18 protein-coding genes, 1 tRNA gene and 1 other RNA gene are annotated in these 25,413 nt (G+C 68.5%); 17 read left to right on the forward strand and 3 right to left on the reverse strand.

The window, feature by feature from the left end; genetic code table 11:
- Positions 1-148: 148 nt before the first annotated feature.
- Positions 149-1,135, reverse strand: coding sequence for a hypothetical protein (locus tag AC1ROC_RS10670; protein ID WP_493000062.1), 987 nt, complete (start codon positions 1,133-1,135; stop codon positions 149-151).
- 269 nt (positions 1,136-1,404) lie between these two features.
- Between AC1ROC_RS10670 and AC1ROC_RS10675 the strand changes: the two genes are divergently transcribed.
- On the forward strand, positions 1,405-2,112 hold the full coding sequence (locus tag AC1ROC_RS10675; RefSeq protein ID WP_493000064.1) for a hypothetical protein: 708 nt from the start codon (positions 1,405-1,407) through the stop codon (positions 2,110-2,112).
- A 277-nt stretch (positions 2,113-2,389) separates the two neighbouring features.
- On the opposite strand, the gene AC1ROC_RS10680 is transcribed toward AC1ROC_RS10675, so the two are convergent.
- The gene (locus tag AC1ROC_RS10680) at positions 2,390-3,064 is read right to left on the reverse strand and encodes a hypothetical protein (protein ID WP_168688779.1); all 675 of its coding nucleotides are present in this window, start codon (positions 3,062-3,064) and stop codon (positions 2,390-2,392) included.
- A 393-nt stretch (positions 3,065-3,457) separates the two neighbouring features.
- Here AC1ROC_RS10680 and AC1ROC_RS10685 point away from each other — a divergent pair, with 393 nt between their 5' ends.
- Both AC1ROC_RS10685 and AC1ROC_RS10690 read left to right on the forward strand, forming a co-directional pair.
- Positions 3,458-4,396, forward strand: a complete 939-nt coding sequence (locus AC1ROC_RS10685) for a toll/interleukin-1 receptor domain-containing protein (RefSeq protein WP_168688780.1) — start codon at positions 3,458-3,460, stop codon at positions 4,394-4,396.
- Between the two features lie 164 nt (positions 4,397-4,560).
- On the forward strand, positions 4,561-5,748 hold the full coding sequence (locus AC1ROC_RS10690; RefSeq protein WP_168688781.1) for a site-specific integrase: 1,188 nt from the start codon (positions 4,561-4,563) through the stop codon (positions 5,746-5,748).
- 68 nt (positions 5,749-5,816) lie between these two features.
- Here AC1ROC_RS10690 and AC1ROC_RS10695 read toward each other — a convergent pair.
- A tRNA-Ser gene (locus tag AC1ROC_RS10695) sits at positions 5,817-5,904 on the reverse strand.
- A 104-nt stretch (positions 5,905-6,008) separates the two neighbouring features.
- On the opposite strand from AC1ROC_RS10695, the gene ffs reads away from it, so the two are divergent.
- The 14 genes from ffs (at position 6,009) to AC1ROC_RS10765 (ending at position 25,313) form a co-directional block, all read left to right on the forward strand.
- An RNA gene (gene ffs / locus AC1ROC_RS10700) (signal recognition particle sRNA small type) lies at positions 6,009-6,105 on the forward strand.
- A 105-nt stretch (positions 6,106-6,210) separates the two neighbouring features.
- Entirely contained in the window at positions 6,211-7,545 is a 1,335-nt protein-coding gene (locus AC1ROC_RS10705; protein ID WP_085371061.1) for a DUF1254 domain-containing protein, read from the forward strand.
- A 3-nt stretch (positions 7,546-7,548) separates the two neighbouring features.
- Positions 7,549-9,672 carry a phosphate acetyltransferase gene (gene pta, locus AC1ROC_RS10710; RefSeq protein ID WP_085371060.1) on the forward strand — a complete coding sequence of 708 codons (2,124 nt, stop codon included), beginning with the start codon at positions 7,549-7,551 and terminating at the stop codon, positions 9,670-9,672.
- Positions 9,669-10,886, forward strand: coding sequence for an acetate/propionate family kinase (locus AC1ROC_RS10715; protein ID WP_085371059.1), 1,218 nt, complete (start codon positions 9,669-9,671; stop codon positions 10,884-10,886). Before pta ends, AC1ROC_RS10715 begins: the two co-directional genes overlap by 4 nt.
- A gap of 24 nt (positions 10,887-10,910) precedes the next feature.
- Entirely contained in the window at positions 10,911-12,266 is a 1,356-nt protein-coding gene (locus AC1ROC_RS10720; RefSeq protein WP_493000068.1) for an acyl-CoA thioesterase/BAAT N-terminal domain-containing protein, read from the forward strand.
- Positions 12,263-13,558, forward strand: coding sequence for an acyl-CoA thioesterase/bile acid-CoA:amino acid N-acyltransferase family protein (locus AC1ROC_RS10725; RefSeq protein WP_493000070.1), 1,296 nt, complete (start codon positions 12,263-12,265; stop codon positions 13,556-13,558). Before AC1ROC_RS10720 ends, AC1ROC_RS10725 begins: the two co-directional genes overlap by 4 nt.
- On the forward strand, positions 13,558-14,850 hold the full coding sequence (locus AC1ROC_RS10730; protein WP_493000072.1) for an acyl-CoA thioesterase/BAAT N-terminal domain-containing protein: 1,293 nt from the start codon (positions 13,558-13,560) through the stop codon (positions 14,848-14,850). Before AC1ROC_RS10725 ends, AC1ROC_RS10730 begins: the two co-directional genes overlap by 1 nt.
- A gap of 70 nt (positions 14,851-14,920) precedes the next feature.
- Complete coding sequence (locus tag AC1ROC_RS10735; RefSeq protein WP_493000074.1) at positions 14,921-17,521, forward strand: DNA polymerase III subunit gamma and tau; 2,601 nt, start codon at positions 14,921-14,923, stop codon at positions 17,519-17,521.
- 3 nt (positions 17,522-17,524) lie between these two features.
- Positions 17,525-18,121, forward strand: a complete 597-nt coding sequence (recR, locus tag AC1ROC_RS10740; protein WP_085371410.1) for a recombination mediator RecR — start codon at positions 17,525-17,527, stop codon at positions 18,119-18,121.
- A gap of 109 nt (positions 18,122-18,230) precedes the next feature.
- On the forward strand, positions 18,231-19,517 hold the full coding sequence (locus tag AC1ROC_RS10745; protein ID WP_085371411.1) for an aspartate kinase: 1,287 nt from the start codon (positions 18,231-18,233) through the stop codon (positions 19,515-19,517).
- Between the two features lie 97 nt (positions 19,518-19,614).
- Entirely contained in the window at positions 19,615-20,685 is a 1,071-nt protein-coding gene (locus AC1ROC_RS10750) for an aspartate-semialdehyde dehydrogenase (protein ID WP_493000077.1), read from the forward strand.
- Between the two features lie 71 nt (positions 20,686-20,756).
- Positions 20,757-22,232 (forward strand): malate:quinone oxidoreductase, encoded by a 1,476-nt coding sequence (locus tag AC1ROC_RS10755; RefSeq protein WP_493000079.1) that lies wholly within the window; start codon positions 20,757-20,759, stop codon positions 22,230-22,232.
- Between the two features lie 238 nt (positions 22,233-22,470).
- A complete protein-coding gene (locus tag AC1ROC_RS10760; RefSeq protein ID WP_493000081.1) occupies positions 22,471-24,135 on the forward strand; it encodes an ABC-F family ATP-binding cassette domain-containing protein in 1,665 nt (554 codons plus the stop codon).
- A gap of 41 nt (positions 24,136-24,176) precedes the next feature.
- Entirely contained in the window at positions 24,177-25,313 is a 1,137-nt protein-coding gene (locus tag AC1ROC_RS10765) for an Rv2578c family radical SAM protein (RefSeq protein ID WP_493000083.1), read from the forward strand.
- Positions 25,314-25,413 lie beyond the last annotated feature (100 nt).

Raw genomic sequence — 25,413 nt, forward strand, 5'->3', positions numbered from 1 at the left:
GAGGAGCATCGCGTGATAGCGAGGAACGTCTCACCTGCCCGATATTCCGCGGATGTCCGCTAGGTGTCTGAGGTGAGCTGGGACCGCGCTAGAGTTCGAATCCCACGCCCTCCTCCGCAATGGCGCCACCGTCCGCGTGGCCCGGTACTCAGCCGGTGGGCTTGTCGTTTGAGGGACGGCGGTAACGGGCCTCGTACGCGTCGTCGCCCTGCACCAGCATGTCCAGCACCTCATTCAGCCTCCGTTCCTCATAGGAATTCCGCGGGGCTGGGAGGTGGAGCTGCTCGTAGAGTTTGAATCTGTTGAGGTAGAGCCACGCCTCGAATGCTTGACCGTATGCGTGCGCGGCGGACAAGGCGCCGCGATAGGAGATCCACGCCGCCGCGAATGGCAGCACGGCGAGCAGAAGCCAGAGGCCGTGCGGCCAGAGGGCAATTGTCGAGACCGTGGCGCAGAAAAGGCTGACCGCTGTCATCCGCACAGCCAAGTCCATCTCCTGCCGCTGGTCTTGGACATAGGCGGTGTGGCCAGGATCGGCGACCATACCGATGTACGTGGCCCAGTCCAGAATGGGCAGATCGATCGCCTTGCCGCCGCGCGTCTCGTAGCGGCGAAGTACATTGCCCAGGCGGGTCGGGAGGATGTGGTCTGGGTTGGCCGGATAGGAGCCGATGACCGTTGTGCTCGCAGTGAACGTGAGGGCTCGCATCAGGGTTGACCACGGGTGGCCGCGTCGATCTGTCGGAGGGATCGCCGCGAGCGCCTGCTCCTGAAGCGCCACTGACGTCTCACGGCGCCTTGCCTGCGTCAGAGCTCGTCTGTATGCGAGCGCCAGGCCGACGTGACTCGATCCCCAGTACCCTTCCATGGCCTGGGTGATGATGAACTGGATCGGGTGCGTGACGACGGCGATCGTGATCGCCACCGCGATGAGCGCCAGGCCCTGAAGGGGTTGGGCGATCGGGTTGTTCGTGGCGAGCGCGGACCAGTCGAGGGGCGATTGCCAGGGACGGAGCACGAAGAGCAGATACAACCACGTGGTACCGATCAGCGAGGGGACGGTCGAGACGACGCCGAAATACCTGCCGATGGTCGATGTCGTCCCGAGGCTTGGATCGGAGGTGAGGTCAGCCATTTCTGCCTAGGAGCGGTCGGTCCAGTGCCCAGCGACGCAACACTGCCTCGACTTACGGACATTCACGATCGGCTTCCCGCAGAGCGGGCACACGGCGCCTCCAAGCCCTTCCCGCAGCGGCCCCTGACCGGGCGGGGTGTGCGGAGCACTATTGTTGCCCATGGCTTCCTCCGATCCACCCTGCGCGTAGCCTACTCCGCGCAGTATTTCAAGTGAATGCCCCGGTGTGTCACCTCTCCGAACGATGGGCCGCCTGCGAGGATGCTCGCATGACGGGAGAGAACGCTCCCTCCGAGGGCGAACAGTCGTCACTGAGTGAAGCTGCCGCGCCGGCATCAGGCGTGGTGGCCGAGACTGCGGCTCCTCCCGAGAAGGCCCCTCCGCTCGGCAAGTGGCTGTGGGTGTTGCCTCCCGTACTGACGGCGCTGCTCGCGTTCGGGGTCGCCATCTGGGGCCCCGGCTTCGGTGCCGGTGCGATCGCGGCGGTCGGGGCGTGGATCGTCTGGGCGATCGCACGCGAGGCAGGCACGCGCCGGGCGCCTGTCTTCGCGCTCGCGTTGGGTGCCGCCGCGGGCGTCCTGCTCTTTCTGCTCTGCACCCAACAGAGCGCCCATGTCTTCGGGTCGCCGGCTCCCGCGGTGGCCTCCCATGCTGCTACGCCGACGCCGACGCCGACGCCGACGCCGACTTCGACGCAGGGCGCCAGCGCGATCACCTGCAGCGCCGAGATCGAGCGGAGTGCCTCGGACGCCTCGACTGTCTCGGTGACCGGGAGCGTCGCGCAGCTGCCTGACGCCGCGAAGGCGACCACGGTCGCGACGTCCGACGGTCGCGTGCTGGCCACCGAGGACTCCTACCCTGACGACAAGGGCGTCGCGACGATCCGGCTCTCGTTGACATCGGCGCCGGGCGAGGCCGTGCAAATCCGCACGGAGGTCCGTGTCGGCGCTCAGATTCTGCAGTCGTGCGGGTGGTGAATTCGGGATGTTTGGCGCTTCATCATCGCGCAAGTCCCTTGCGAGCCATTGAGAATCTCGCTCGTTTGTTGGATCGTGTGATGCGACGTCAATCAGCCATCCAACGCCGGGGTCGAGGGAGTTCGCCTATATCGGAAATGACATTGCATTCCGCGATCTGCTCCGTGCTGAGACCAACGTCGACGGCAGCGACGCGCTCAATGGTCACACCCTGGAGGCTCGCGCCCGCGAACATGATCGAGCCTTTTGTGCCCATGCGAGTCGCGCGTACTCGTGGCTAGGAAGTAAAGGACCATCCGGTCCTGCGGATCGGTAACTTTTCCCTTCGGAATTCCTCGTTCCCGCTCCGGTTGGCGATGAGGTTCAAATGCGTGACCCGGGCGAGCATCGCAGCATCGAGTGCCATTGCAGTCACCGAAGGTTTCGTCGTCAGCCAGGCACGGTTGTCGCCGTCGGATGCGATCTTTTCGACGTCGCTCGCATAGAGCATCCTCCTGAATGATGAGTGGCTTAGACCGCTGAGAAACCCCCAAGCGCCCCGCGCGGCGCTTGCTCCAGGGCCCAAGGTCGGGCCGATGTCGCTAAGGATGGGGCCGAAGCCAGGGTGACCGGACGAAATCTCGTCGAACGCGATGCCGGGCGCCTCACCCACTTCGCGAACCGAGTGTTTCTTCGGTATCTCGGCGCGCACAAAGGCCCGCAGTTTTCGCTGCTTTGCGATCGTCTCCGCCTTCCCGTCGGGGGTTTCAGCATTCGTGAAGACGCGGACAAGCCTGCCATCTTCTTTCAGGTCAGAAATTCTGACCTGAAGTACCCGCTTGACACGCTCACGACGCTCCTCGGGTGCGACGGCCCAGACGCCGAGAGAGGCCGACTCGATCGCTGTTCGGAGGACGGGGTAGTGAGCTGCGAGCGGTAACTGGATGCGGCCGTCCTTTGGCGCTGTAAGCATCTTGCGCGCAGCTCGTGGGTTCGAGTCCCATCGCGCAGCCTCGTTATACGACCGCCCGCTATGCCGCCGTGGGCAACTACTCGCGAACACACTTCGACGCGACCCGGACTTCCGTGATCCTGGTCACTCGTTACACCGACCCGTAGTGAAACGAAGTCGAGACATGCCCGACTTCGAACACTGACTTGGTGCTCGCGTTCCTCGGAGTGATTCGACCAAAACCGGCGGCTGCGGGGGCGCAGCCGACTGGAAGTCGTAGACCTCCCTGATCTACACCCGCAAATACGGCGATGATCGGGCGCCATGTCTCGATGCTAGATGGCGCGTTAAGGGGTGATCCGGCCGCAGTGAGGCGCAGCATGACTTGCCGCTCGCTTCGGGCAAGATGCAACTATGACTGATCTGCGCGCGAGTTCACCCGACTACCACCCGCGGGTGTTCGTCTCTTACGCCTCCGAGCCAGCAATTGACACGTGGGTCTTGCAGCTCTGCACACGCCTTATGGCTAATGGCGTAGATGTCATCTACGACCGTTGGGATGTGGCGGCGGGCGATGACCTTCCGCACTTCATGGAGTCTGGCCTCCGTGATTCGGACCGAGTCCTTCTAATCAGCTCGGACGAGTACATCCGAAAGGCAAATGCGGGTCGAAACGGTGCCGGGTACGAGAAGAAGATCATGACCGCAGCGATGATGACTGATCCCATTTCGAATCGCATTGTTCCCGTCATTCGAAACGCAGCTGTTGAGCCCCCGGTGCCGACCTTTCTAAGCGGGAGCAGGTACGTGGACTTTCGCGAGGATCAAGCGTTCGAGTCGAAATACGTAGAGCTGATCCACGAGCTTTACGGTCGACGAATCGTTTCCAGACCGCCTCTAGGACCGAATCCGTTTGCAGAGGCAAGCGAAACGTTGGCTGCAATCCAAATCGGCCACGATCCGCTCGAGTACCGCACCGATGCGCTTGTTGGCGAGATCGAGTTTCCGTACGAAAACAACAACGGCCGCTTCACGATCGGCACTGGAGCTCAACAATTCACTGTCGCCACGTCGGGCGCAGGGTCCGGGTCGGCGTATTTCTATAGCGATCCCGCAGATATTCATTCGATTGCGATCGCGCCGGAGACACCGCTGTCCGAAGTTGGGCCGATCGCCGCATACGACTTTTCGTCGCGCAGTAGGCATGCTCGCGTGGGAGATGCGGTGATTTTGATCAACACGTCGGGTCGAGTGGCCGCGTTGGAAGTCAAACGCGTGACCATTCGTGAAACTTCGCCAGACAGAGTTCCGCGTCTTTCGTTCAAGTTTGTGGTTCTGGCGGAGCCGGAATGACGCTACAGGCGGTCAGCCTCGGGCGGTACGGGGCGCGCTTGTGATCGGTACCGGTGGCCACCCGTCAATGCAATTCTTTGAAGATTTCTCCCGCTGAGAGCTCTTCCGCGAGCGTGCGCGCCGATCCAAGGCGAACTCCGGAACGTGTACGTGAGGAGGTCGTCATGGGAACGGTTACTCCATACGAGACAAGCGCTGGTCGTCGTTGGCGCGTCAGATATCGCACACCAGAACATCGCCAAACGGACAAGCGCGGCTTTCGGACCAAGCGCGACGCAGAGCTCTATTTGGCGAATGTGGAAGTGTCCAAGGCAGCCGGCTCGTTCGTAGACCCGCAGGCATCGAGGGTGACGGTCGGCGAGCTGGCTTCAGCCTGGCTCGCAAACAAGCGTCAGGCGATGAAGCCCTCGAGCTTCCATTCCATCGAGACGTCGTGGCGCGTATACGTCCAGCCGCGGTGGGCTACCACGGCTGTCGGTGCAATTCGGCCGAGTGCCGTTGCGCAATGGATCCGTGAGCTGGGAGAGGGGTCGGCCGCCTCGAACCCACGCGCAGCATGGACCGCCGACGCGTCAAGGCCGCGTTCGGCGACGGTCGTATTGCGCGCGCTCGGGGTTCTGGCCGGCATCCTCGATGTAGCGCTGAAGGACGGCCGTATCCCCAAGAACGTTGCCCGCGGGGCCGATGGTGTGCCACGCAAGCACTCAAGCAAGGCGCGCAGATACCTGAGTCACGAGGAGGTCATTCTTTTCGCCGAAGCGGCTGAAACTGACATGCAGGCGACGCTCCTGATGGTTCTCGCCTACTGTGGACTCCGCTGGGCCGAAGCCACCGGACTTCGCGTCCGAGACGTCTCCATGAGGCGGCGCCGATTGGAGATTAACCACACCGCCACCGAGGTCGACGGCAACGTGGTCGAGGGCGTTCCCAAGTCGTGGGAGCGACGATCCGTCCCGTTTCCGGACTTCCTGAAGGAACCGCTTACTCGTCTCTGTGCCGGGAAGGGCCTTGATGATCTGGTGTTCGCCGATCGGTTCGGCGGCTTCCTCCGCCGCCCGAGCGCCAGCAAGAACAAGCGGTCCTGGTTCCTGACCGCGCTCGCCGGAGCCGGCCTCGAGCGGCTCACGCCGCACGACCTCCGACACACGGCCGCAAGCCTGGCGGTCAGCTCGGGGGCCAATGTCAAAGCCGTCCAGCGGATGCTCGGGCACAAGTCGGCTGCGATGACCCTCGACACCTACGCCGACCTCTTCGACGACGACCTCGATGAGGTCGCGATGCGCCTGAATGAGGGGGGTCATCAGAAAAATGTGGGCAAAGTGTGGGCACGGAGAGCCGAATCGGCCGAGTGAGGAAAGGGCAAAGGCCCCGACTTCCGCGTAATCACGCGGATCTCGGGGCCTTCAATCACTTGGAGAAATGGCGGAGAATGGGGGATTCGAACCCCCGAGGGCTTGCACCCAACACGCTTTCCAAGCGTGCGCCATAGGCCACTAGGCGAATTCTCCTGAGGCGGTGTCACTCCCGAAGGAGCAACGGCCACGAAGTATCCTACCGGGTCCGCGGGGGTGCTCGGTGCCAACACCTCTCAGTCTGACCCGCTACACTGGTTCCCGGCTCCTCACGTGGCGCCATCCAGGCCAACTCCCCCAGGGCGGAAACGCAGCAAGGGTAACCGGGCTCTGGCGGGTGCGTGAGGGGTCTTTTTCTTTGCCGTCGGTCAGGTTGTTCCGCGTACAGTTGAGCAGAGCACAGGCGCTCTTCTACACTCTGTAGAAGAGCGGTCGAGATCCGCCGATTGAGTGAGGTGCTGGATGACCGGGCCATTGAGCGAGTTGGCGTCCGAAGCGTATGTCTTCGGTTTTCCGCTGGTCTTCAACGGGGAGCAGATCCTCCGCCTCACGACCACGGGGATCGGATCGCTTCCCCCAGCGTCGTTCAACTCGTTCAGTCACGCGCGTTCGCTGGCGGATCCGCGTGACACCTTCGTCTCCATCAACAACGACACCGTCTACTCGATCGCCCCCGTCGATCTGAGTGTCGGGCCGATCCTGCTGAGCGTTCCGGATGCGGGCGACCGCTACTACGTGCTGCAGTTCGTGGATGCGTGGACCAACAACTTCGCATACGTCGGCACCAGGGCGACCGGCAACGGCCGGGGCGACTTCCTGCTCGTGCCGCCGGAGTGGGAGGGCGGCCCGGAGGGCGACGGTGTCACCGTCATCCGCTTCCCGACCCGCATCGCCACGATCGTCGGCCGGTGGGCCTGCGACGGCGAGGAAGACCTGGCGGCCGTCGAGGAGTTGCAGAACTCGCTCGCGCTGACGCCCATCCGGAAGTCGCTCACGCCTCCGCAGGGCATGCCGGTCGTCGCCGGCGGTCTGGGCGAGGCGCTCGACTTCTTCGAGCGGTTCCGGACCTGGGCCATCGCCTTCCCGCCCGCCGAGCGCGACAGGGCGGCTCTGGATTCGTACAGCGTGCTCGGGCTGACCAGTGCGTACACGCTGGCCGAAGCGCCGGAGGAGGTGCGCCAGGCGTTGGAGGCCGGGTACGCCGCCGGCAAGCAGGCCCTCGAGATGGCTGTGCGGACCGGCGACGGTCCCGTCGTCAACAACTGGCAGGTCAACCTGCACATCTTCGACTACAACATCGACTTCTTCGAGGTCGGGGCGCTCGACGATCCTGCCTGGAAGCACACGGATGCGAAGACCAGGTATGCGACGCGGGCCGCAGCAGCGCTCGGCGGGCTCTGGGGCAACCACGGCTACGAGGCCGCGTACTTCTTCACCTATCTCGATGCAGCAGGGGATGCGCTCACCGGAGAGCACACGTACACCCTGCGCCTGCATCCGACGCCGCCGGTGCGCGCGTTCTGGTCCATCACCATGTACGACCTCCCGAACTTCTACCTCGTCGAGAACGAGGCGGCGCGGTATTCGATCGGGGACAGGACGCGAGGGATCGTGTACGACGACGACGGAGGCTTGACCATCACCATGAGCACGACCAGACCCACCGACCCGACGGCAGCCGCCAACTGGCTGCCGACGCCGCAGGGCGCGTTCCGGCCCATCATGCGCCTCTACGCGCCGGAGCAGATCCTGCTCGACGGCGGATACGAGGTCCCGGCGATCGAGCGGGTCGACTGAGTCGTGGCGCGTTCCCTCTACATCACCTCCGCCGAAGGTCACACCGGCAAGTCCACCGTCGCCCTCGGCGTGCTCGAAGCGCTCCGCCGTGCCGTCGGCAGGGTGGGCGTCTTCCGTCCGATCGCGCGCTCGACCTCCGAGCGCGACTACGTGCTCGAACTGCTGCTGCAGCGGGAGACGGCCGACATCGACTACGAGGAGGCCATCGGCGTCACGTACGACGATGTGCACCTGGATGCGGATGCCGCTCTCTCCGAGATCGTCCGCCGGTTCCGGGCGGTCGAGTCCCGCTGCGACACGGTCGTCATCCTGGGCTCCGACTACACCGACGTCGGCAGCCCGACCGAGCTGCGCTACAACGCGCGCATCGCCGCCAACCTGGGCGCTCCCGTGCTGCTGGTCCTCGGCGGGCGCATCGGACAGGGGCTGGGCGAGCGGCTCGGCCAGGCGGAGCCGCGCACCGCGGAAGACCTCAAGCAGCTCACCGAACTGGCGGTCGCCGAGCTGAGGGACGAGCACGTCGCGCTCCTCGGCGTCATCGCCAACCGCGCAGACCCGGACGACCTCGACGCGGTCGTCCACGCCGTGCAGTCGGCCGTCGGTGAGACGCCGAACGGCGATACGGCCCCGGTCTGGGCGATCCCGGAGGACCCGTTCCTCGTCGCCCCGAGCATGCGCTCGATCATGGAGGCGACCGGATCCACCCTCATCGCGGGCGACGAGTCGCTGCTCGCGCGCGAGGCGCTCGGCGTCGTCGTGGCCGGGATGTCGATGAACAACGTGCTCCCTCGCCTGATCGAGGGTGCGGTGGTAGTCGTGCCCGCCGACCGGACTGAGGTGCTGCTCGCGGTGCTGATGGCGAACGCATCCGGCACGTTCCCGTCCATCGCCGGCATCGTCCTCAACGGTGGGTTCGAGCTGCCGGAGCCGATCGAGCGGCTGCTGGCCGGCCTGCGCTCTCCGCTGCCGATCGTGGAGACCGACCTCGGCACCTACGACACGGTCGTGCGCATCACGCACGCCCGCGGCAGGCTCGCCGCGGACTCGCAGCGCAAGTACGACACCGCGCAGGCGCTGTTCGAGCGTCACGTCGACGCGGACGCCCTGCTCAAGCGGCTCGACGTCAGCCCACGGGATGTGGTCACCCCGCTCATGTTCGAGTACGACCTGCTGGAGCGCGCGAGGGCGGCGGACAAGCACATCGTGCTTCCGGAGGGCGAGGACGACCGCATCCTGCGCGCTGCGGCGACGCTGCTCGCCCGCGGGGTCGCACGTCTCACCATCCTCGGGGAGCCGTTCGAGGTGCGCGCGAGGTCGATCGAGCTCGGTGTCGACATCTCCGGTGCGGAAGTGCTCAGCCCGTTCGACGACGTGCTTCGCCTGCGGTTCGCCACGGAGTACGCGCGGCTCAGGGCGCACAAGGGCATCACCGTCGAACAGGCCTCTGACACGGTCACCGATCCGTCGTACTTCGGCACGATGATGGTGCACCTCGGCCTCGCGGACGGGATGGTGTCCGGGGCGGCGCACACGACGGCGCACACGATCCGCCCGGCGTTCGAGATCATCAAGACCCGCCCGGAGGTGTCCGTGGTGTCGAGCGTCTTCCTGATGGCGCTCGCCGACCGGGTGCTCGTCTACGGCGACTGCGCGGTGATCCCGGATCCGACGGCCGAGCAGCTGGCGGACATCGCGATCTCGTCCGCGGAGACGGCGGAGCAGTTCGGCATCGAGCCGCGCGTGGCGATGCTGTCGTACTCGACCGGGGAGTCCGGGTCCGGCGCCGACGTCGACAAGGTGCGCGCCGCAACGGCGCTCGTGCACGAGCGGGCTCCCGAGCTCGCCGTGGACGGCCCCATCCAGTACGACGCGGCCGCCGATGCGGCGGTCGGCGCGGCGAAACTGCCGGGCTCGGCCGTGGCGGGACGGGCGACCGTGTTCATCTTCCCGGACCTCAACACGGGCAACAACACCTACAAGGCGGTGCAGCGGAGCGCGGGCGCCGTGGCGATCGGGCCGGTGCTGCAGGGACTCAGGAAGCCGATCAACGACCTCTCCCGCGGCGCGCTCGTCGACGACATCGTCAACACCGTCGCCATCACCGCGATCCAGGCAGGTCTCTCATGAGCGCCGTCCTCGTCGTCAACAGCGGCTCGTCGTCGTTCAAGTACCAGCTGATCGACCTCGACACCGAGCGTCCTCTCGCGAGCGGGCTGGTGGAGCGGATCGGCGAACGGTCCGGCCACACCATCCATCGCGGCCCGAACGGGACGAGCGAGCGGAGCCTGGAGATCCCGGATCACACCGCCGGGTTCCAGGCGATGATCGACGCGTTCGAGGCCGACGGCCCGAGCCTCGCCGAACATCCACCTGTCGCGGTCGGCCACCGCGTGGTGCACGGCGGGAAGCGGTTCTTCGAGCCGACCATCGTCACGCCGCTGGTCGAGATCAACATCGAAGACCTCGCCGACCTCGCCCCGCTGCACAACCCGGCCAACCTGCAGGGCATCCGCGCTGCGGAGAAGGCGTTCCCGGATGTGCCGCACGTTGCCGTCTTCGACACCGCCTTCCACCAGACGCTGCCGCCGGAGGCGTACACGTACGCCATCGACGCCGCGCTCGCCGAGCGGCACCGTGTTCGCCGGTACGGCTTCCACGGCACCTCCCACAAATACGTGTCGGAGGCCGCCGCGGAGTTCCTCGGGCGTCCGCTGGCCGACCTGAAGCAGATCGTCCTGCACCTCGGCAACGGGGCGTCCGCCTGCGCGATCGACGGCGGACGCTCGGTCGACACGTCGATGGGACTCACGCCGCTGGAAGGGCTGGTGATGGGCACCCGCTCCGGCGACCTCGACCCGGCCGTCCTCATCCATCTGGCCAGGAGGGCGAACCTCGACATCGACGGCCTCGACGAGCTGCTGAACCGCAAGAGCGGTCTGCTCGGGCTGTCCGGCACCGGCGACATGCGGGATGTGCGGCGCGCGGCGAACGACGGAGACGAGGCGGCGCAGCTCGCCCTCGCGACGACCGTGCACCGGCTGAAGCACTACATCGGCGCGTACACCGCACTGCTCGGCGGGCTCGACGTCCTGACCTTCACCGCGGGCATCGGCGAGAACGACGCAGCGCTCCGGGCGGATGCGCTGGCCGGGCTCGAGGGGCTGGGCATCGTGCTCGATCCAGAGCGCAACGCCAGCCCGTCGTCGGAAGCGCGGGTCATCTCGGCGGACGGCTCTCCGGTGACCGTGCTGGTCGTGCCGACGGACGAAGAGCTGGAGATCGCCCGCCAGACCGTGCAAGCGATCGGGCAGAGCGCGACGGGGGCCTCCGCCGCCGGGTGACCGGCGACCGGCTGCGGTGGTGACATGCGCGCGCGGAACGGCACGGGGCGGCGATGGCTCGCCGCCCGCCGCTCCGCTGTGTTCGCCGCCGTGTGCTCGCTGCTGCTCGCGGCGACAGCGCTCACCGGATGCACGTCGACGGTCGTCCAGGGAGGGCCGCGCTTCGTCACGCCTCCGCTCATCCGGTACACATCGGTCCTCTGGCCGGTTCCGCTCGAACTCGTCGGGGCCGAGCCGGGGAGCCGCCTGCGGCTGGAGGCGAGGATGAGCACACCGCGTGGGCTCTGGAACTCGTCGGCGACATACACGGTCCCCGCCTCCGGCACGCTCGACCTCGCCGCGGCGCGGCCCCAGCTCTCCCGGTTCGCCGAGCCGGACTCCGCCGGACTGTTCTGGTCGCTGCGCGGCCCGCAGCTGGGCGAGGAGGCGCTCGCCGAACAGTGGATGCGCGAGACGTCCCCCGTCACGGTCACCGCGTTCGACGGCAGCAGGCCGATCGCCGCCCGCACCTTCCGCCTGCAGGGGATCGGGGCGGGCATCCGCACCAGTGGCGTCTTCACCAGGGACCTGCTCGCGGCGACGGCGGCCAGGGAGGGTGGAACGGCACCGCGCATCCCGCAGCAGACGCACGAGGATGTGCAGGTGGGCACGTTCTACAGCGCGCGCTCGATCGAGCGGCCGCGCACCCCGGCCGTCGTGGTGTTCGACGACCAGGCTCCCGGCGCATCCGGGGACTTCGTCGGCCCGCTGCTGACGCTGTTCGGCGCATCGGTGTTCGTGGTCCCTGTCACACAGTCGGCCGACGGCGTGCGCCTGACCTCGATCCTCGATGCCGACACGGTCGGCGCCGTGCTCGACTGGCTCGACCAACGGCAGGACGTGGACGGGCGGCAGGTGTTCGTCTACGGCACCGGCCCGTCGGAGCAGCTGGCGCTGTGGACGGCCGCGCGGTTCTCCTGGCGGCTCGCCGGAGTGTTCGCCTCCGGGGGAGCGACGGCGCTGCTCTGCCTGCCGTCGAGCGCGGTCGGCCCGGTGTTCGAGAACGGCAGGCCGGCGGGCTGCCGCGTGGACCCGTCCGTCATCGACGCGCAGGCGGTGCCCGCTCTCTCGCTCGTCCGCGGGCCGCTGGTGCTCGGCTGCTCGGAGCGCGACGAGACGCTCCGGTCGTCCTGTGCCTGGCTCGACGCCGCGATGGCCACCAGGGGCACGCGGGCGGGCGACGTCGTCCTCCGCGAGAGCGCAGCGTCGCACGCGACGATGGTGCCTCCCGGGCTGCCGATCGCCATCCCGGACGGCCCGAGCGGGCAACAGACCGAGCGCGCCAGGATCGCGTTCTGGAACGCCGTGCTGAACGCGCTGCTGAGGGCGGGTCGCTCGTGAGAGGCCGTCGATGGTCGCGCGCCGCCGCGCTGGTCACCGCCCTGCTGGTCGCCGCCGTGCTGACCGGATGCGGTGGGGCGCCGCGCTCGCTCGGCCCACGATTCGTGGTCGACCTCCTGCATCCGGGAGTCACCGACCCCGTGCTCGTCTCGCTGGTCGGACTGCGGCCGGGAGGGGATGCGGTGCTCACGGCGACGGCGCACACCGGATCCGGCACCTGGACGTCGCGGGCGGTCTACGTCGTTCCACCGAACGGCGTGATCGCGCTCTGGCGGGCGAAGCCGATCCTCGCGCCGTACCCTGCACCGGATCCCGCCGCCCTGTTCTGGAGCATGACCGGCCCTCCCGTGAGCCAGAGCGAGCTGGAGCAGACCTGGGCGGGGAACGACATCGACATCACGCTCGCGGCCGACCAGGACGGCAGGGAGGTCGCCTCCACGATCCTGCACCGCACCGGCTTCAACACCGCGACGGCGCCGCGCGACGTGTTCGCACGAGACCTCCTGAGCCCGAGCGAACGGGACGAAGCCGGCGCGGACTTCGACAGGAGGATCGGGACCTTCGTGACGCCGCTCCCCGACCCGACGCAGCCCCGCCCCGCCGTGATCGTCGTGGACGGCGACGACGGAGGCGGCTCAGGGAGGTTCGTCGCCGGGCAGCTCGCGGCGAACGGGTTCCCCGCCTTCATCCTCCCGTCGTTCGGCCCGACGGGGCAGATCCCCGGGTCGTCGGCGCTCAGCGTCGAGTCGTTCGACGCCGCGCGGGCCTGGCTGGCTGAGCAGCCGGAGGTCGATCCGTCCCGCATCTTCGTGTGGGGCAGCTGGCGGGCGGCCCCGCTCGCCCTCTGGTTCGCGGCGAACGAGCCGTACGCGGTCTACGGCGCCATCGCGGCGAGCGGTCCGACCTCTCTGCTCTGCACGGCCTCCGGGGGAGCGTCGCCGCTGACCAGCGGGGGAGATCCTGTGCCGTGCGAAAGCCAGGTGCGGACGATCGCGGACACTCCGGCGCTGCGGCTGGACCGCATCCCTGGCCCGGTGGTGCTCGCCTGCGGGACGGCGGACGAGGTTCTGTCGAACGCGTGCGAGTGGCTCACGGCGGCGGAGCACGCGCGGGGCGAGCGGACGGGCGACGTCCTGCTGCGTGCCGTCGGGGCAGGGCACGCGATCAGCACGCCGCCGCTCGTGCCCGTCGGGCTGTCGGAGTCGTCTCCCGCGCTTGCGCAGGCGACCGAGCAGGCGCGGGCCGCGCTCTGGCGGGATGCGCTGGCGACGCTGGAGAGGGCGGTGCGGTGATGGGCGGGGGAGTGTTTCGGAGGGACGAGTCGGGCGGCTTCGGCCGGAGGGTCGCCGCTGTCGTGGCCGTGCTCGCCGCCGTCGCCGTCGTGCTCACCGGATGCGCCCAACCCGACACGGGTGCGGGACGCGAAGGTCCGCGGTTCGTCTTGAACAGGAATCCAAGCCCAGTCTGGCAACCCATCGGCATCCGGCTGACCGCCCTCCCTCCCGGCCAGCGCGTGACCATCACGGCGACGGTCCGCGACGGCGCGCTCTGGTCGTCGCACGCCGACTATCTCGTGCCGGCGAGCGGCACCGTCGACCTCGACAGGCAGGCGCCGGTCGACGCGCCCTTCGCCGGGGCGGACGGGATGGGGCTGTTCTGGTCGCTGCGCAGCGCATCCGGGGCGCCGGCATCGTCGAGCGAGACCTGGGGCGCAACGACGCAAAGGGTGGTGCTGGCGGCGGCGGTCGGCGGGCGCAGGATCGCCCAGACCTCGGTGGAGCGGATCGGCCTCGCGTCCGGGGCGGTGTCGCACGCGGTCTTCGACGACGGCATCTCGGGAGACTACTTCGAGCCGACGGCGGGCGATTCCGCGCTGCGCCCGGCCATCATCGTCTTCGACGGGACGGACAACGGCACCCCGACGGGCGTCCTCGCGGCGTCACAGCTCGCGGCGAACGGCTACCCGGCGCTCGCACTGTCCACCTTCGGCTCCGCCGGGCAGCTCGATCCGTCGCACACGTTCCCGGCGGAGCGCTTCCTGTCCGCGCTCGCCTGGCTGCGCTCCCAGCCGGGCGTCGACCGGCAGCGGATCTTCACGTTCGGAACCTCCCGGGGCGCGCAGCTCGCGCTCTGGACGGCGGTGGCGTATCCGGGCCTGGTCTACGGCGCCATCGCCCCGGGAGGCACGACCGGCCTGATCTGCAACTCTCCCGTGCCCAACCCGGCGGTGACGGTCGGCGGGAGCTGGGTGCCGTGCGCCTCCGGCACGCGGGACACCAGCAGCGCGAACGTGCTGAAGCTGTCCCGCATCCCGGGCCCGATCGTGCTCGGCTGCGCGGGCCGCGACGAACAGCTCGACAACGGATGCGCGTGGATGAACGCGGGGATCACCGCCAGGGGCGACAGGATCGGCGACGTCTACGTGCGCGCTCCGGATGCGACGCACCTCTTCTATGCGCCGCCGTACACCCCGCTGTACCTGCCGGCCGCTCCGTACGCGCAGCCGACGGAGAACGCCAGGGTGCGGCTCTGGAACGGCATCCTGGAGGCGCTCTCCGAGCCGTCGAGCGTGCCGGGGAGGTGATCGCACCACCGGCCTGATCCCGCTGCGATCCTCCGGTCCGAATGTCAGCGGCGGCAAGTACCATGATGGGGTGGTTACCGCACTGTATCGCCGCTATCGGCCAGACACCTTCGCCGAGATGATCGGGCAGTCGCAGGTGACCGAACCGCTGATGACGGCGCTGCGCACCAACCGGGTCAATCACGCATACCTGTTCAGCGGTCCGCGCGGCTGCGGCAAGACAACGTCGGCGCGCATCCTGGCCAGGTGCCTCAACTGCGCGGAGGGTCCGACGGACACCCCGTGCGGCAAGTGCTCGAGCTGCATCGAGCTGAGCCGCGACGGCGGAGGTTCGCTCGACGTGGTCGAGATCGACGCCGCGAGCCACAACGGCGTCGACGACGCGCGCGACATCCGGGAGCGCGCCATCTTCGCTCCCGCCCGCGACCGCTACAAGATCTTCATCCTCGACGAGGCGCACATGGTCACCCCGCAGGGCTTCAACGCTCTGCTGAAGATCGTCGAGGAGCCGCCGGAGCACGTGAAGTTCATCTTCGCGACCACCGAGCCGGAGAAAGTGATCGGCACCATCCGGTCGCGCACCCACCACTACCCGTTCCGGCTCGTGCCGCCCGCGCAGATGCTCGACTACGTGCAGAGCCTGTGCGACAGCGAAGGCGTGCAGGTCGCACCCGGCGTGCTCCCGCTCGTCGTGCGCGCCGGCGGCGGTTCGCCGCGCGACACCCTCTCCCTGCTCGACCAGCTGATGGCGGGCTCCGACGAGAAGTCGGTCGAGTACGAGCGCGCCGTCGCCCTGCTCGGCTACACGCACGCCGCCCTGCTCGACGAGGTGGTCGACGCCATCGCAGCACGGGATGCCGCCGGTGCGTTCGGCGCCATCGACCGCGTCGTGCAGACCGGGCAAGACCCGCGCCGCTTCGTCGAAGACCTCCTCGAACGCCTCCGCGACCTCATCGTCGTCTCCGCGACCAGCGCGGAAGGCGCCGCCGCCGTGCTGCGCGGCATCCCGCAGGACGAACTCGACCGGATGGCGGTCCAGGCGATGAAGTTCGGCGCGGCAGAGCTCTCGCGCTCGGCCGACATCGTCAACGCCGCCCTCACCGAGATGACCGGCGCGACCTCGCCGCGCCTGCACCTGGAACTGATGATCGCCCGCGTGCTCGTCCCGTCGAGCGACGAGAGCGAGCGCGGTGCGCTCGCCCGCGTCGAGCGGCTGGAGCGCAGGGTCGGCGTGAGCGACGCGACGGGTGGTGCGGCTGGGGGCGCTGAGGCTCCGGCGGCGTACGAGCCTGTGGCGGTGCCGCGGGTTGCGCCTGCTGCCGCTCCGGTTGCGGCGGCGCCTGCTGCTGCCGCACCGGCACCTGCGCCTGCTGCTGCACCCGTGCCTGCTGCGGCGGCCTCTGCGTCCACGGGCGAGACGGCTGCGGCGGCTGCGAAGCCTGCATCGGTGGATGCGCCTGTCGCTGCGGGCGGTGCCGGCGCTGACTCGGCGCCCGCCGCTTCGGTCACCGCGCCTGCCGCCGAAAAGGTCGCTCCATCCACTGCATCCACTGCACCCGCCGCAACCCGCGCTGCTGCCCCGGTCGGTCCCGTCACGACCCAGCAGGTCAAAGACGCGTGGCCGCAGATCCTCGACGCCGTGCAGCGCGCGAAGCGCAGCGCGTGGATGGTCGTGTTCACGGCCCAGGTCCGTTCCCTCAACGATGACGTCCTCACCCTGTCGTTCCCGAGCGACAACGACGTGGCGAGCTTCAAGCAGCAGCAGGGCACGGACACGAAGGGCGTGAGCGAGTACCTCCGCCAGGCCATCGTCGACATACTCGGAATCCGGGTGAAGTTCATCGCCAGGGCCGACGGCGCCCAGAGCGGCGGCCCCGGGCCCTCCGGCGGAACCCGCCCGACCCCCGGCACCCCAGCGCCCGGCGGCGGAGCGCCCTCGGCCGCTGCGCCCTCCGCTCCCGCTTCCGCGCCGGCAGCCTCCGCGTCGTCCGCCGGCGCTGGCTCCGCGCCCGCGTCTGGCCAGGGCGGTGCGGCGTCCGCCCCCGCTGCTAACTCCACCTCGACCGCCCCGGCTGCCTCCACCTCCGCGGCCACCTCCACCTCCGCAGCCGCCACCACGTCCACCGCCACCTCCACTGCCACCACGCCCGCCGCAGTGACGACGGAGTGGGCGGTCGTAAGCATCCCCGGCGGAAGCTCGGCCCCGGCAGACACCACCTCGGCCACCACCTCGGCCCCCACCCCCGCCGCCCGCGCAGCCTCCGCGCCCGCCGCATCCGCCGTCGCGACGCTCGAACGCGACGACTACCCGCACGACGACGTGCCCCCGCCGGAGACCGAGCCGCCGTTCGAGCCGCCCGTCCCCGACGAGCCCGAGGGCGAGTGGGCGGTCAGCGCACCCGACGACGAGCCCATCGAGCGAGCAGCGCCAGCGGCAGCGTCCGCACCGACAGCAGCGTCCGCACCAGCAGCGCCCGGCGCATCCACCCCCACCCAGCAGCCCGCATCCGCCGGCCGCGTGGAGGAGCGCCCCGCGCGCACCGCACCGGCGTCCGGCGCGCGCACCCCCACATTCCAGCAGCCGCAGCGGTACGGCGAGGCGGTGGTGCGCGAGATCCTCGGCGCCACCTTCATCGAAGAGCAGGCAGCACCGCCTGCCGGGTCGAGGTAAGGCGTGTACGAAGGAATCGTCCAGGAGCTGATCGACGAACTCGGGCGGCTTCCCGGCATCGGGCCGAAGTCGGCGCAGCGCATCGCGTTCCACATCCTGCAGACCGAGACGTTCGACGTGACCAGGCTCGCGGAAGTGCTGCTCGAAGTGCGTGACAAGGTGCGCTTCTGCGAGATCTGCGGCAACGTCTCCGAGCAGGAGACCTGTTCCATCTGCCGCGATCCCCGCCGCAGCCCGGAGCTGATCTGCGTCGTCGAGGAGGCGAAAGACGTCGTCGCCATCGAGCGCACCAGGGAGTTCCGCGGCCTCTACCACGTGCTCGGCGGGGCGATCAGCCCGATCGACGGCGTCGGCCCGGACGACCTGCGCATCCGGCAGCTGATGCAGCGCCTCGCCGACGGCACCGTGCAGGAGGTCATCATCGCCACCGACCCCAACCTGGAGGGCGAGGCGACGGCCACCTACCTCAGCCGCCTGCTCACCACGATGGAGATCCGCGTGACCAGGCTCGCCTCCGGCCTGCCCGTCGGAGGCGACCTCGAGTACGCGGACGAGGTCACCCTCGGCCGTGCGTTCGAGGGCAGACGCCTCATCTCCTGAGCCCTGCCGACCACCCCTGCCGGGGCCGTCGGACCGGCGGCGTCATATGGGATTCGGCGTATGTGATCGCCGGTAGGATGGGGGTTCCGGCTTATCCCCAGGAGTATCAGTGGCCCTCATCGTGCAGAAATTCGGCGGATCGTCCGTCGCAGACGCAGAGAGCATCAAGCGCGTCGCGAAACGCATCGTCGAGACCCGCAAGGGCGGCAACGAGGTCGTCGTCGCCGTCTCCGCGATGGGCGACACGACGGACGAGCTGCTCGACCTCGCCCACGACGTCACCCCCATCCCGGCCCCGCGCGAGCTCGACATGCTGCTCACCGCGGGAGAGCGCATCTCGATGGCGCTCCTCGCGATGGCGATCCGCAGCATGGGATACGACGCGCGCTCGTTCACGGGCAGCCAGGCCGGCATGATCACCGACGCGCAGCACGGCGCAGCGCGCATCGTCGACGTGACGCCCGGCCGCATCCGGGACGCGCTCGACGACGGCGCCATCGCGATCGTCGCCGGCTTCCAGGGCTTCAACCGCGACACCAAAGACATCACCACCCTCGGCCGCGGCGGCTCGGACACCACCGCCGTCGCCCTCGCCGCCGCACTCGGCGCCGAGGTCTGCGAGATCTACACCGACGTGGACGGCGTGTTCACCTCCGACCCGCGCGTCGTGCCCAACGCGCGCAAGATCGACCGCATCACCAGCGAAGAGATGCTCGAACTGGCCGCGGCCGGCGCGAAGGTGCTCTATATTCGCGCGGTGGAATATGCGCGTCGCCACAACGTGACCCTGCACGTCCGCTCCTCGTTCAACAACAACGACGGAACCCTCGTGCTCAACGAAGCAGCGGCCGAGGCCGCGAAGAAGAAGGACGGAACCGTGGAAGAGCCGATCATCGCCGGAATCGCCACCGATCTGAGCGAAGCAAAGATCACCGTCGTCGGCGTGCCCGATGTGCCGGGCAAGGCCGCTCAGATCTTCAAGATCGTCGCGAAGACCGAGGCCAACGTCGACATGATCGTGCAGAACGTGTCCGCCGCAGCCACCGGCCTCACCGACATCTCCTTCACCCTGCCCAAGTCCGAGGGCCAGCGGGTGCTGACCGCCCTCAACGCCGAGCAGCCGGATGTGGGCTTCCAGTCCCTGCAGTACGACGACCAGATCGGCAAGCTCGCCCTCGTCGGCGCCGGGATGCGCACCAACACCGGAGTCTCCGCCCAGCTCTTCGCCGCCCTGTTCGACGCCGGCATCAACATCGAGATGATCTCCACCAGCGAGATCCGCATCTCGGTCGTCACCCGCGCAGACACGGTCAACGAGGCTGCGCGCGTCGTGCACAAGGCGTTCGGCCTCGACGGAGACGACAAGGCGATCGTCTACGCGGGCACGGGGCGCTGACCGGGCGCGACCACTGCCCCCATTCACATCGCGGCGGGAATGCGCGCAGCACGACCGTCGTTCGACCTCACAACACGAGACCCGAAGGGGCCACACCATGAGCGAGACAAGAGAACTCACCGTCGCCGTCGTCGGAGCGACCGGCCAGGTCGGCAGCGTCATGCGCCGCCTGCTGGAAGAGCGCGACTTCCCGGTCGGGCGCATCCGCTTCTTCGCCTCCGCCCGTTCGGCCGGCACGACCCTGCCGTTCAAGGGTGAGGACATCGTGGTGGAGGACGCGGCCACGGCCGACGTCGCCGGCATCGACATCGCCCTCTTCTCCGCCGGTGCGACCGGCTCGAAGGCGCAGGCGCCCCGGTTCGCCGAGGCCGGTGCCATCGTCATCGACAACTCGAGCGGCTGGCGGATGGACCCGGATGTGCCCCTCGTCGTCAGCGAGGTCAACCCCGAAGCCATCGCGGATGCGCGCAAGGGCATCATCGCGAACCCGAACTGCACCACGATGGCCGCCATGCCGGTCCTCAAGGTCCTGCACGAGGAGGCCGGTCTGGAACGCCTCATCGTGAGCACGTACCAGGCCGTCTCCGGCTCCGGCCTCGCCGGCGCCGAGGAACTGGCCGGGCAGGTCCGCGCGGCCGTCGCCGACGAGAACCTGCTGCAGCTCGTGCACGACGGCTCGTCCGTCGCCCTGCCGGAGCCCGTCAAGTACGTGCGTCCCATCGCGTTCGATGTGATCCCGCTCGCCGGCTCGATCGTCGACGACGGTGAGAACGAGACGGACGAGGAGAAGAAGCTCCGTAACGAGAGCAGGAAGATCCTCGGCCTGCCGGAGCTGCTGGTCAGCGGCACGTGCGTGCGCGTCCCTGTCTTCACCGGTCACTCGCTGTCGATCAACGCGGAGTTCGCCAAGCCGATCACCCCCGAGCGCGCGGAGGAGCTCCTGGCGAGCGCCCGCGGCGTCGTGCTGACCGACGTGCCGACCCCGCTCGAAGCAGCAGGCAAGGACCCGAGCTTCGTCGGACGCATCCGGCGCGACGAGGGCGCCCCCGCCGGTCGTGGGCTCGCGCTGTTCATCAGCAACGACAACCTCCGCAAGGGTGCCGCGCTCAACGCGGTGCAGATCGCGGAGATCGTCGCCGAGCGCCTCTCGACCCCCGTCACCGCCTGAAACGACCTCGTCGGCGGTGCGCTGAGCGGCTCCCGGACAAAGCCGGGCGCCGGGCACCGTAGGATTGTCTGGTGAGCAAATCTCCCATCGACGTCGTCCTCATCGGCGGTGGCATCATGAGTGCCACGCTCGGAGCCCTCATCCAGAGGGTGCAGCCGGACTGGACCATCCGGCTCTACGAGAACCTGGGCGAGGTGGCGCAGGAGAGTTCCAACCCGTGGAACAACGCGGGCACCGGCCACGCGGCCCTCTGCGAGCTCAACTACATGCCGGAGGCCGCAGACGGCAGCGTCGACCCGGCAAAGGCCATCGCGATCAACGAGCAGTTCCAGCTCAGCCGCCAGTTCTGGGCGAGCCTGGTGAAGTCCGGCGATCTTCCCGAGCCGTCGACGTTCATCAACTCCACCCCGCACATGACGTTCGTGCACGGCCGCGACAACGTCACCTATCTGCGCAAGCGCTACGAGGCGCTGAAAGACCAGCCGCTCTTCGCCGGGATGGAGTACACGGAAGACCCGGCTGTGCTCGCCGGGTGGACCCCTCTGCTCACCAAGAAGCGCAACCCCAAGCAGCGCGTCGCCGCCACCCGGGTTCCCGCCGGCACCGACGTCGACTTCGGCGCGCTCACCAAGGCGCTCGTGAACGACCTCGCCGACCGCGGGGCAGACATCGCCCTCAATCACAAGGTGCGCAGCATCAAGCGCACCAAGGACGGGCTGTGGAAGCTCAAGGTGCGCCACCAGGTCGGCCACACCCCGCACGAGGTCACGGCACGGTTCGTGTTCGTCGGCGCGGGCGGCGGCGCCCTGCACCTGCTGCAGAAGTCCGGCATCCCCGAGATCAACGGCTTCGGCGGTTTCCCGATCTCCGGCCAGTTCCTGCGCACCAGCGACCCGAAGATCGTCGCCCAGCACCAGGCGAAGGTCTACGGCAAGGCTGCCGTCGGCGCACCGCCCATGTCGGTGCCGCACCTCGACACGCGCGTGGTCGACGGACAGGCTTCGCTCCTGTTCGGGCCGTACGCCGGATTCAGCCCCAAGTTCCTCAAGACCGGCACGTGGTGGGATCTCCCCGGTTCGATCCGCGCTGGCAACCTCATCCCGATGCTCGCCGTGGCGAAGGACAACTTCGACCTCATCAAGTACCTCGTCGGCGAACTGCTCGCCAACCGGGCCAAGAAGATGAAGGCGCTGCAGGAGTTCATGCCCACCGCCAAGAGCGAGGATTGGGAGCTGATCACCGCCGGCCAGCGCGTGCAGGTGATGAAGAAGGACGCGAAGAAGGGCGGCGTGCTGCAGTTCGGCACAGAGGTCATCGCGTCGGAGGACGGCTCGATCGCCGGTCTTCTCGGGGCGTCGCCCGGCGCATCCACTGCGGTGCCGATCATGCTCGACGTGCTCAAGCGGTGCTTCCCCGACCGATACGACGCCTGGCTGCCCACGCTCACGGAGCTCGTGCCCACCATCGGGACGACGCTGAACGACAAGCCTGCCGAGGCGGAGCGCGTGGTCGCCGAAACGGCAGAGGTGCTGCACATCTCGCGCTGAGCCTTTCGGAAAGCGCTGGACATTTCGGCGACGACGTTGGTAGAGTCGTCGGCGCTATGAAGTAGGAATCTCCTTATCGTCCCGCGCCTGAGGCTTTCGCCCACGCGATGCAGTGCATCGTGGCGCCGTCGACATAGCCAGATGACCAGGTCATCGCTTTTCAGCGCTCCGGCGCGGCTGTCGACGGGAACACCCGGCGGGAAACGGCTCCTCGGAGCGCTCGACAAGGCGGTTTCCCATGCCAGTGCATTTTCCAACAACCATTCCCGTCGCGGCGGTCGCCGACCACCTCAAGGCCGACGGCATCTCGCAGAGCTACGGCGATCGGCGCGTGCTCACCGACGTCTCGCTGACCGTCGCACCGGGCTCCCGGCTCGGCCTGATCGGGGAGAACGGGGTCGGCAAGTCGACGCTGCTGCGCATCCTGGGCGGCGCCGAGGCCCCGGACGGCGGCGCGCTCGTGCGTCCGGCGCGCACCGGCATCCTCTGGCAGGAGGTGCGCTTCACGCCCGAGGACACCCTCACCGCGCTCATGGAGAGCGCTCTGGTGGAGGTGCGGGCGATCGAGCGCGAGCTGGAGGCTTCGGCGTCCGCGCTCGCCGGCGACGACCCGGATGCGGACGCGGCTTCCCGCTATGCCGCGGCGCTCGACGCGGCGGAGCGTGCCGACATCTGGAGTGTGGATGCGCGGCGCGACGAACTCCTCGACGGTCTCGGTGTCGGGTCCATCCCGTTGCACAGACGGCTGTCCGAGGTGTCCGGTGGCCAGCGCAGCAGGTTCGCCCTGGCGGCGCTCCTGCTCTCGCGGCCGGACGCGCTCCTCCTCGACGAGCCCACCAACCACCTCGACGACGACGCTGCGCTCTTCCTGGAGCGCCAGCTGATCGCCTGGCGTGGTCCGGTGGTGTTCGCGAGCCACGACCGCGCCTTCCTGGATGCGGTCGCGACCAGCCTGCTCGACCTCGACCCTTCGCGCTCCGACACGACGGTGTTCGGCGGCAACTACAGCGCATACCTGGCCGCGAAAGCGGACGAGCGTGAGCGCTGGGAGCGGCAGTTCGCCGACGAGCAGGACGAGCTGAAGGCGCTGAAGTTCGCTGTCGACGTGACGGCGCGCGGCATCGCCTGGTCCGGCAAAGTGCGCGACAACGACAAGTTCGCCAAGTCGTTCAAGGGCGGTGCGCTGGACAAGCAGATCAGCCGCCGCATCAAGAACGCGTCCGGTCGGCTCGACGACCTCTCGGAGAACCAGGTGCGCAAGCCGCCGGCGATCCTCAGCTTCGCGGGCATCCCGACCGGGTCGCAGGCGCTGAACGAGGAGGCTGGCACGCTGGTGCAGGTGTCGGATGCGCGCATCCCGGACCGCCTCGATGTCGTGTCGTTCCGAGTGGAGCCGCAGTCGCGCATCCTGATCACCGGTCACAACGGGGCGGGCAAGTCGACGCTCCTGTCGGCGCTGGCCGGACGGCAGCCGGTGGACTCCGGTGCGGTGACGAGGAGGAAGGGCCTGCGGGTCGGCCTCCTCGAACAGGACGTGCGTTTCGCCGACCCTGCCGCGAGCCCGCGGAGGATCTACGAGGAGCGGCTGGGCGAACGGCGCGCGGAGGCTGTGCCGCTGACGGGGCTGGGCCTGGTCGCGCCGCGCGACGTCGACCGTCCGGTCGGCACTCTGTCGATCGGCCAGCAGCGCAGGCTCGCGCTCGCGCTGATCCTCGCCAAACCGCCGCACGTCTTCCTGCTCGACGAACCGACCAACCACCTCTCCCTGTCGCTCGCGACGGAACTGGAGGAGGCGCTCGGCGCGTATCCGGGGGCGGTGGTGGTGGCGAGCCACGACCGCTGGCTGCGCGGAGCGTGGACGGGCGAGCGAGTCGAGATGGCCGGAGGCCGCATCGTGGCCTGACCGCGCTTGCTTAACCTTCGAACATATGTTCGAATGAATCCATGAGATGGAGCGGGCAAGAACTCACGGCCGAAGAGCCGTCGACGCTGCCGGGGCTGGCGCGGCTCAACAACCTGGTGCGGTCGGTGCGCACCCCCGACTTCGCGGGCATCACGTTTCACGAGGTGCTCGCGAAGTCGGCGCTCAACAAGATCCCCGGTGGCGGAGGGCCGATGCCGTTCGGCTGGACCATCAACCCATACCGTGGATGCTCGCACGCGTGCGTCTACTGCTTCGCCCGGCCGACGCACTCCTATCTCGAGCTCGACGGCGGCAAAGACTTCGACCAGGAGATCATCGTCAAGGTCAACGTGGCCGATGTGCTCCGCAAAGAGTTGAGCCGACCGAGCTGGGGGCACCACCCGGTGGCACTCGGCACCAACACCGACCCGTACCAGCGGGCGGAGGGCAGGTACGCGCTGATGCCGGGGATCATCGACGCACTGGCAGACACGGGCACGCCGTTCAGCATCCTCACCAAGGGGTCCCTGCTGCGGCGCGACCTCGACCAGCTGGCAGACGCCGCCCGGCGGGTGCCCGTCGACCTCGCGATGTCGATCGCGGTCTACGACGACGAGCTGCAGCAGTCGGTCGAGCCCGGAACGCCCACCACCAAGGCGCGGCTGGCGACGGTCACGGCGGTGCGGGAGCACGGACTCGACTGCGCGGTGTTCCTCATGCCGATCCTGCCCTACCTCACCGACACCGGGGCGCACCTCGACGAAGCGCTCCGGCAGGCGAAGGAGGCGGGAGCGACGTCGGTGCTCTACACGGCCCTCCATCTCAAGCCGGGCGTGAAGGAGTGGTACTACCTGTGGCTCGGGAGGGAGTATCCCGAGCTGCTGCCGCAGTACCGCCGCATGTATGGCGGAGGGGCGCACGCTCCGAAGGAGTATCGCAAATGGCTGGCGGCCAAGATCAAGCCGCTGATCAGTGCGCACGGGCTGCAGCGCGGAGAAGAGGACCCCCTGACAGGCGGGGTGAGGTCGACTGCGCTCGGGATGCTGCGCGACGGCGAGGGGGAGCGGCAGGTGGTGTCCGCCGCAGCGGGAGCGCGCCGCATCAGGGTGATCCCGGAGGAGGTGGATGCGGAGAGCAACGGACTCACGGTGCTCGGGGTGCAGCCGACGCTGTTCTGAGGGTTGCGTGCGGGGTACATCGTTTGGACATTGGGGTACACACGGGATGCCGGAGGTGACATAATCCCCCTGAGGCTCAGGCGGAGGCTCAGGACACGAG

The organism is Leifsonia sp. GW821-FHT13C05 (genome assembly GCF_058806515.1).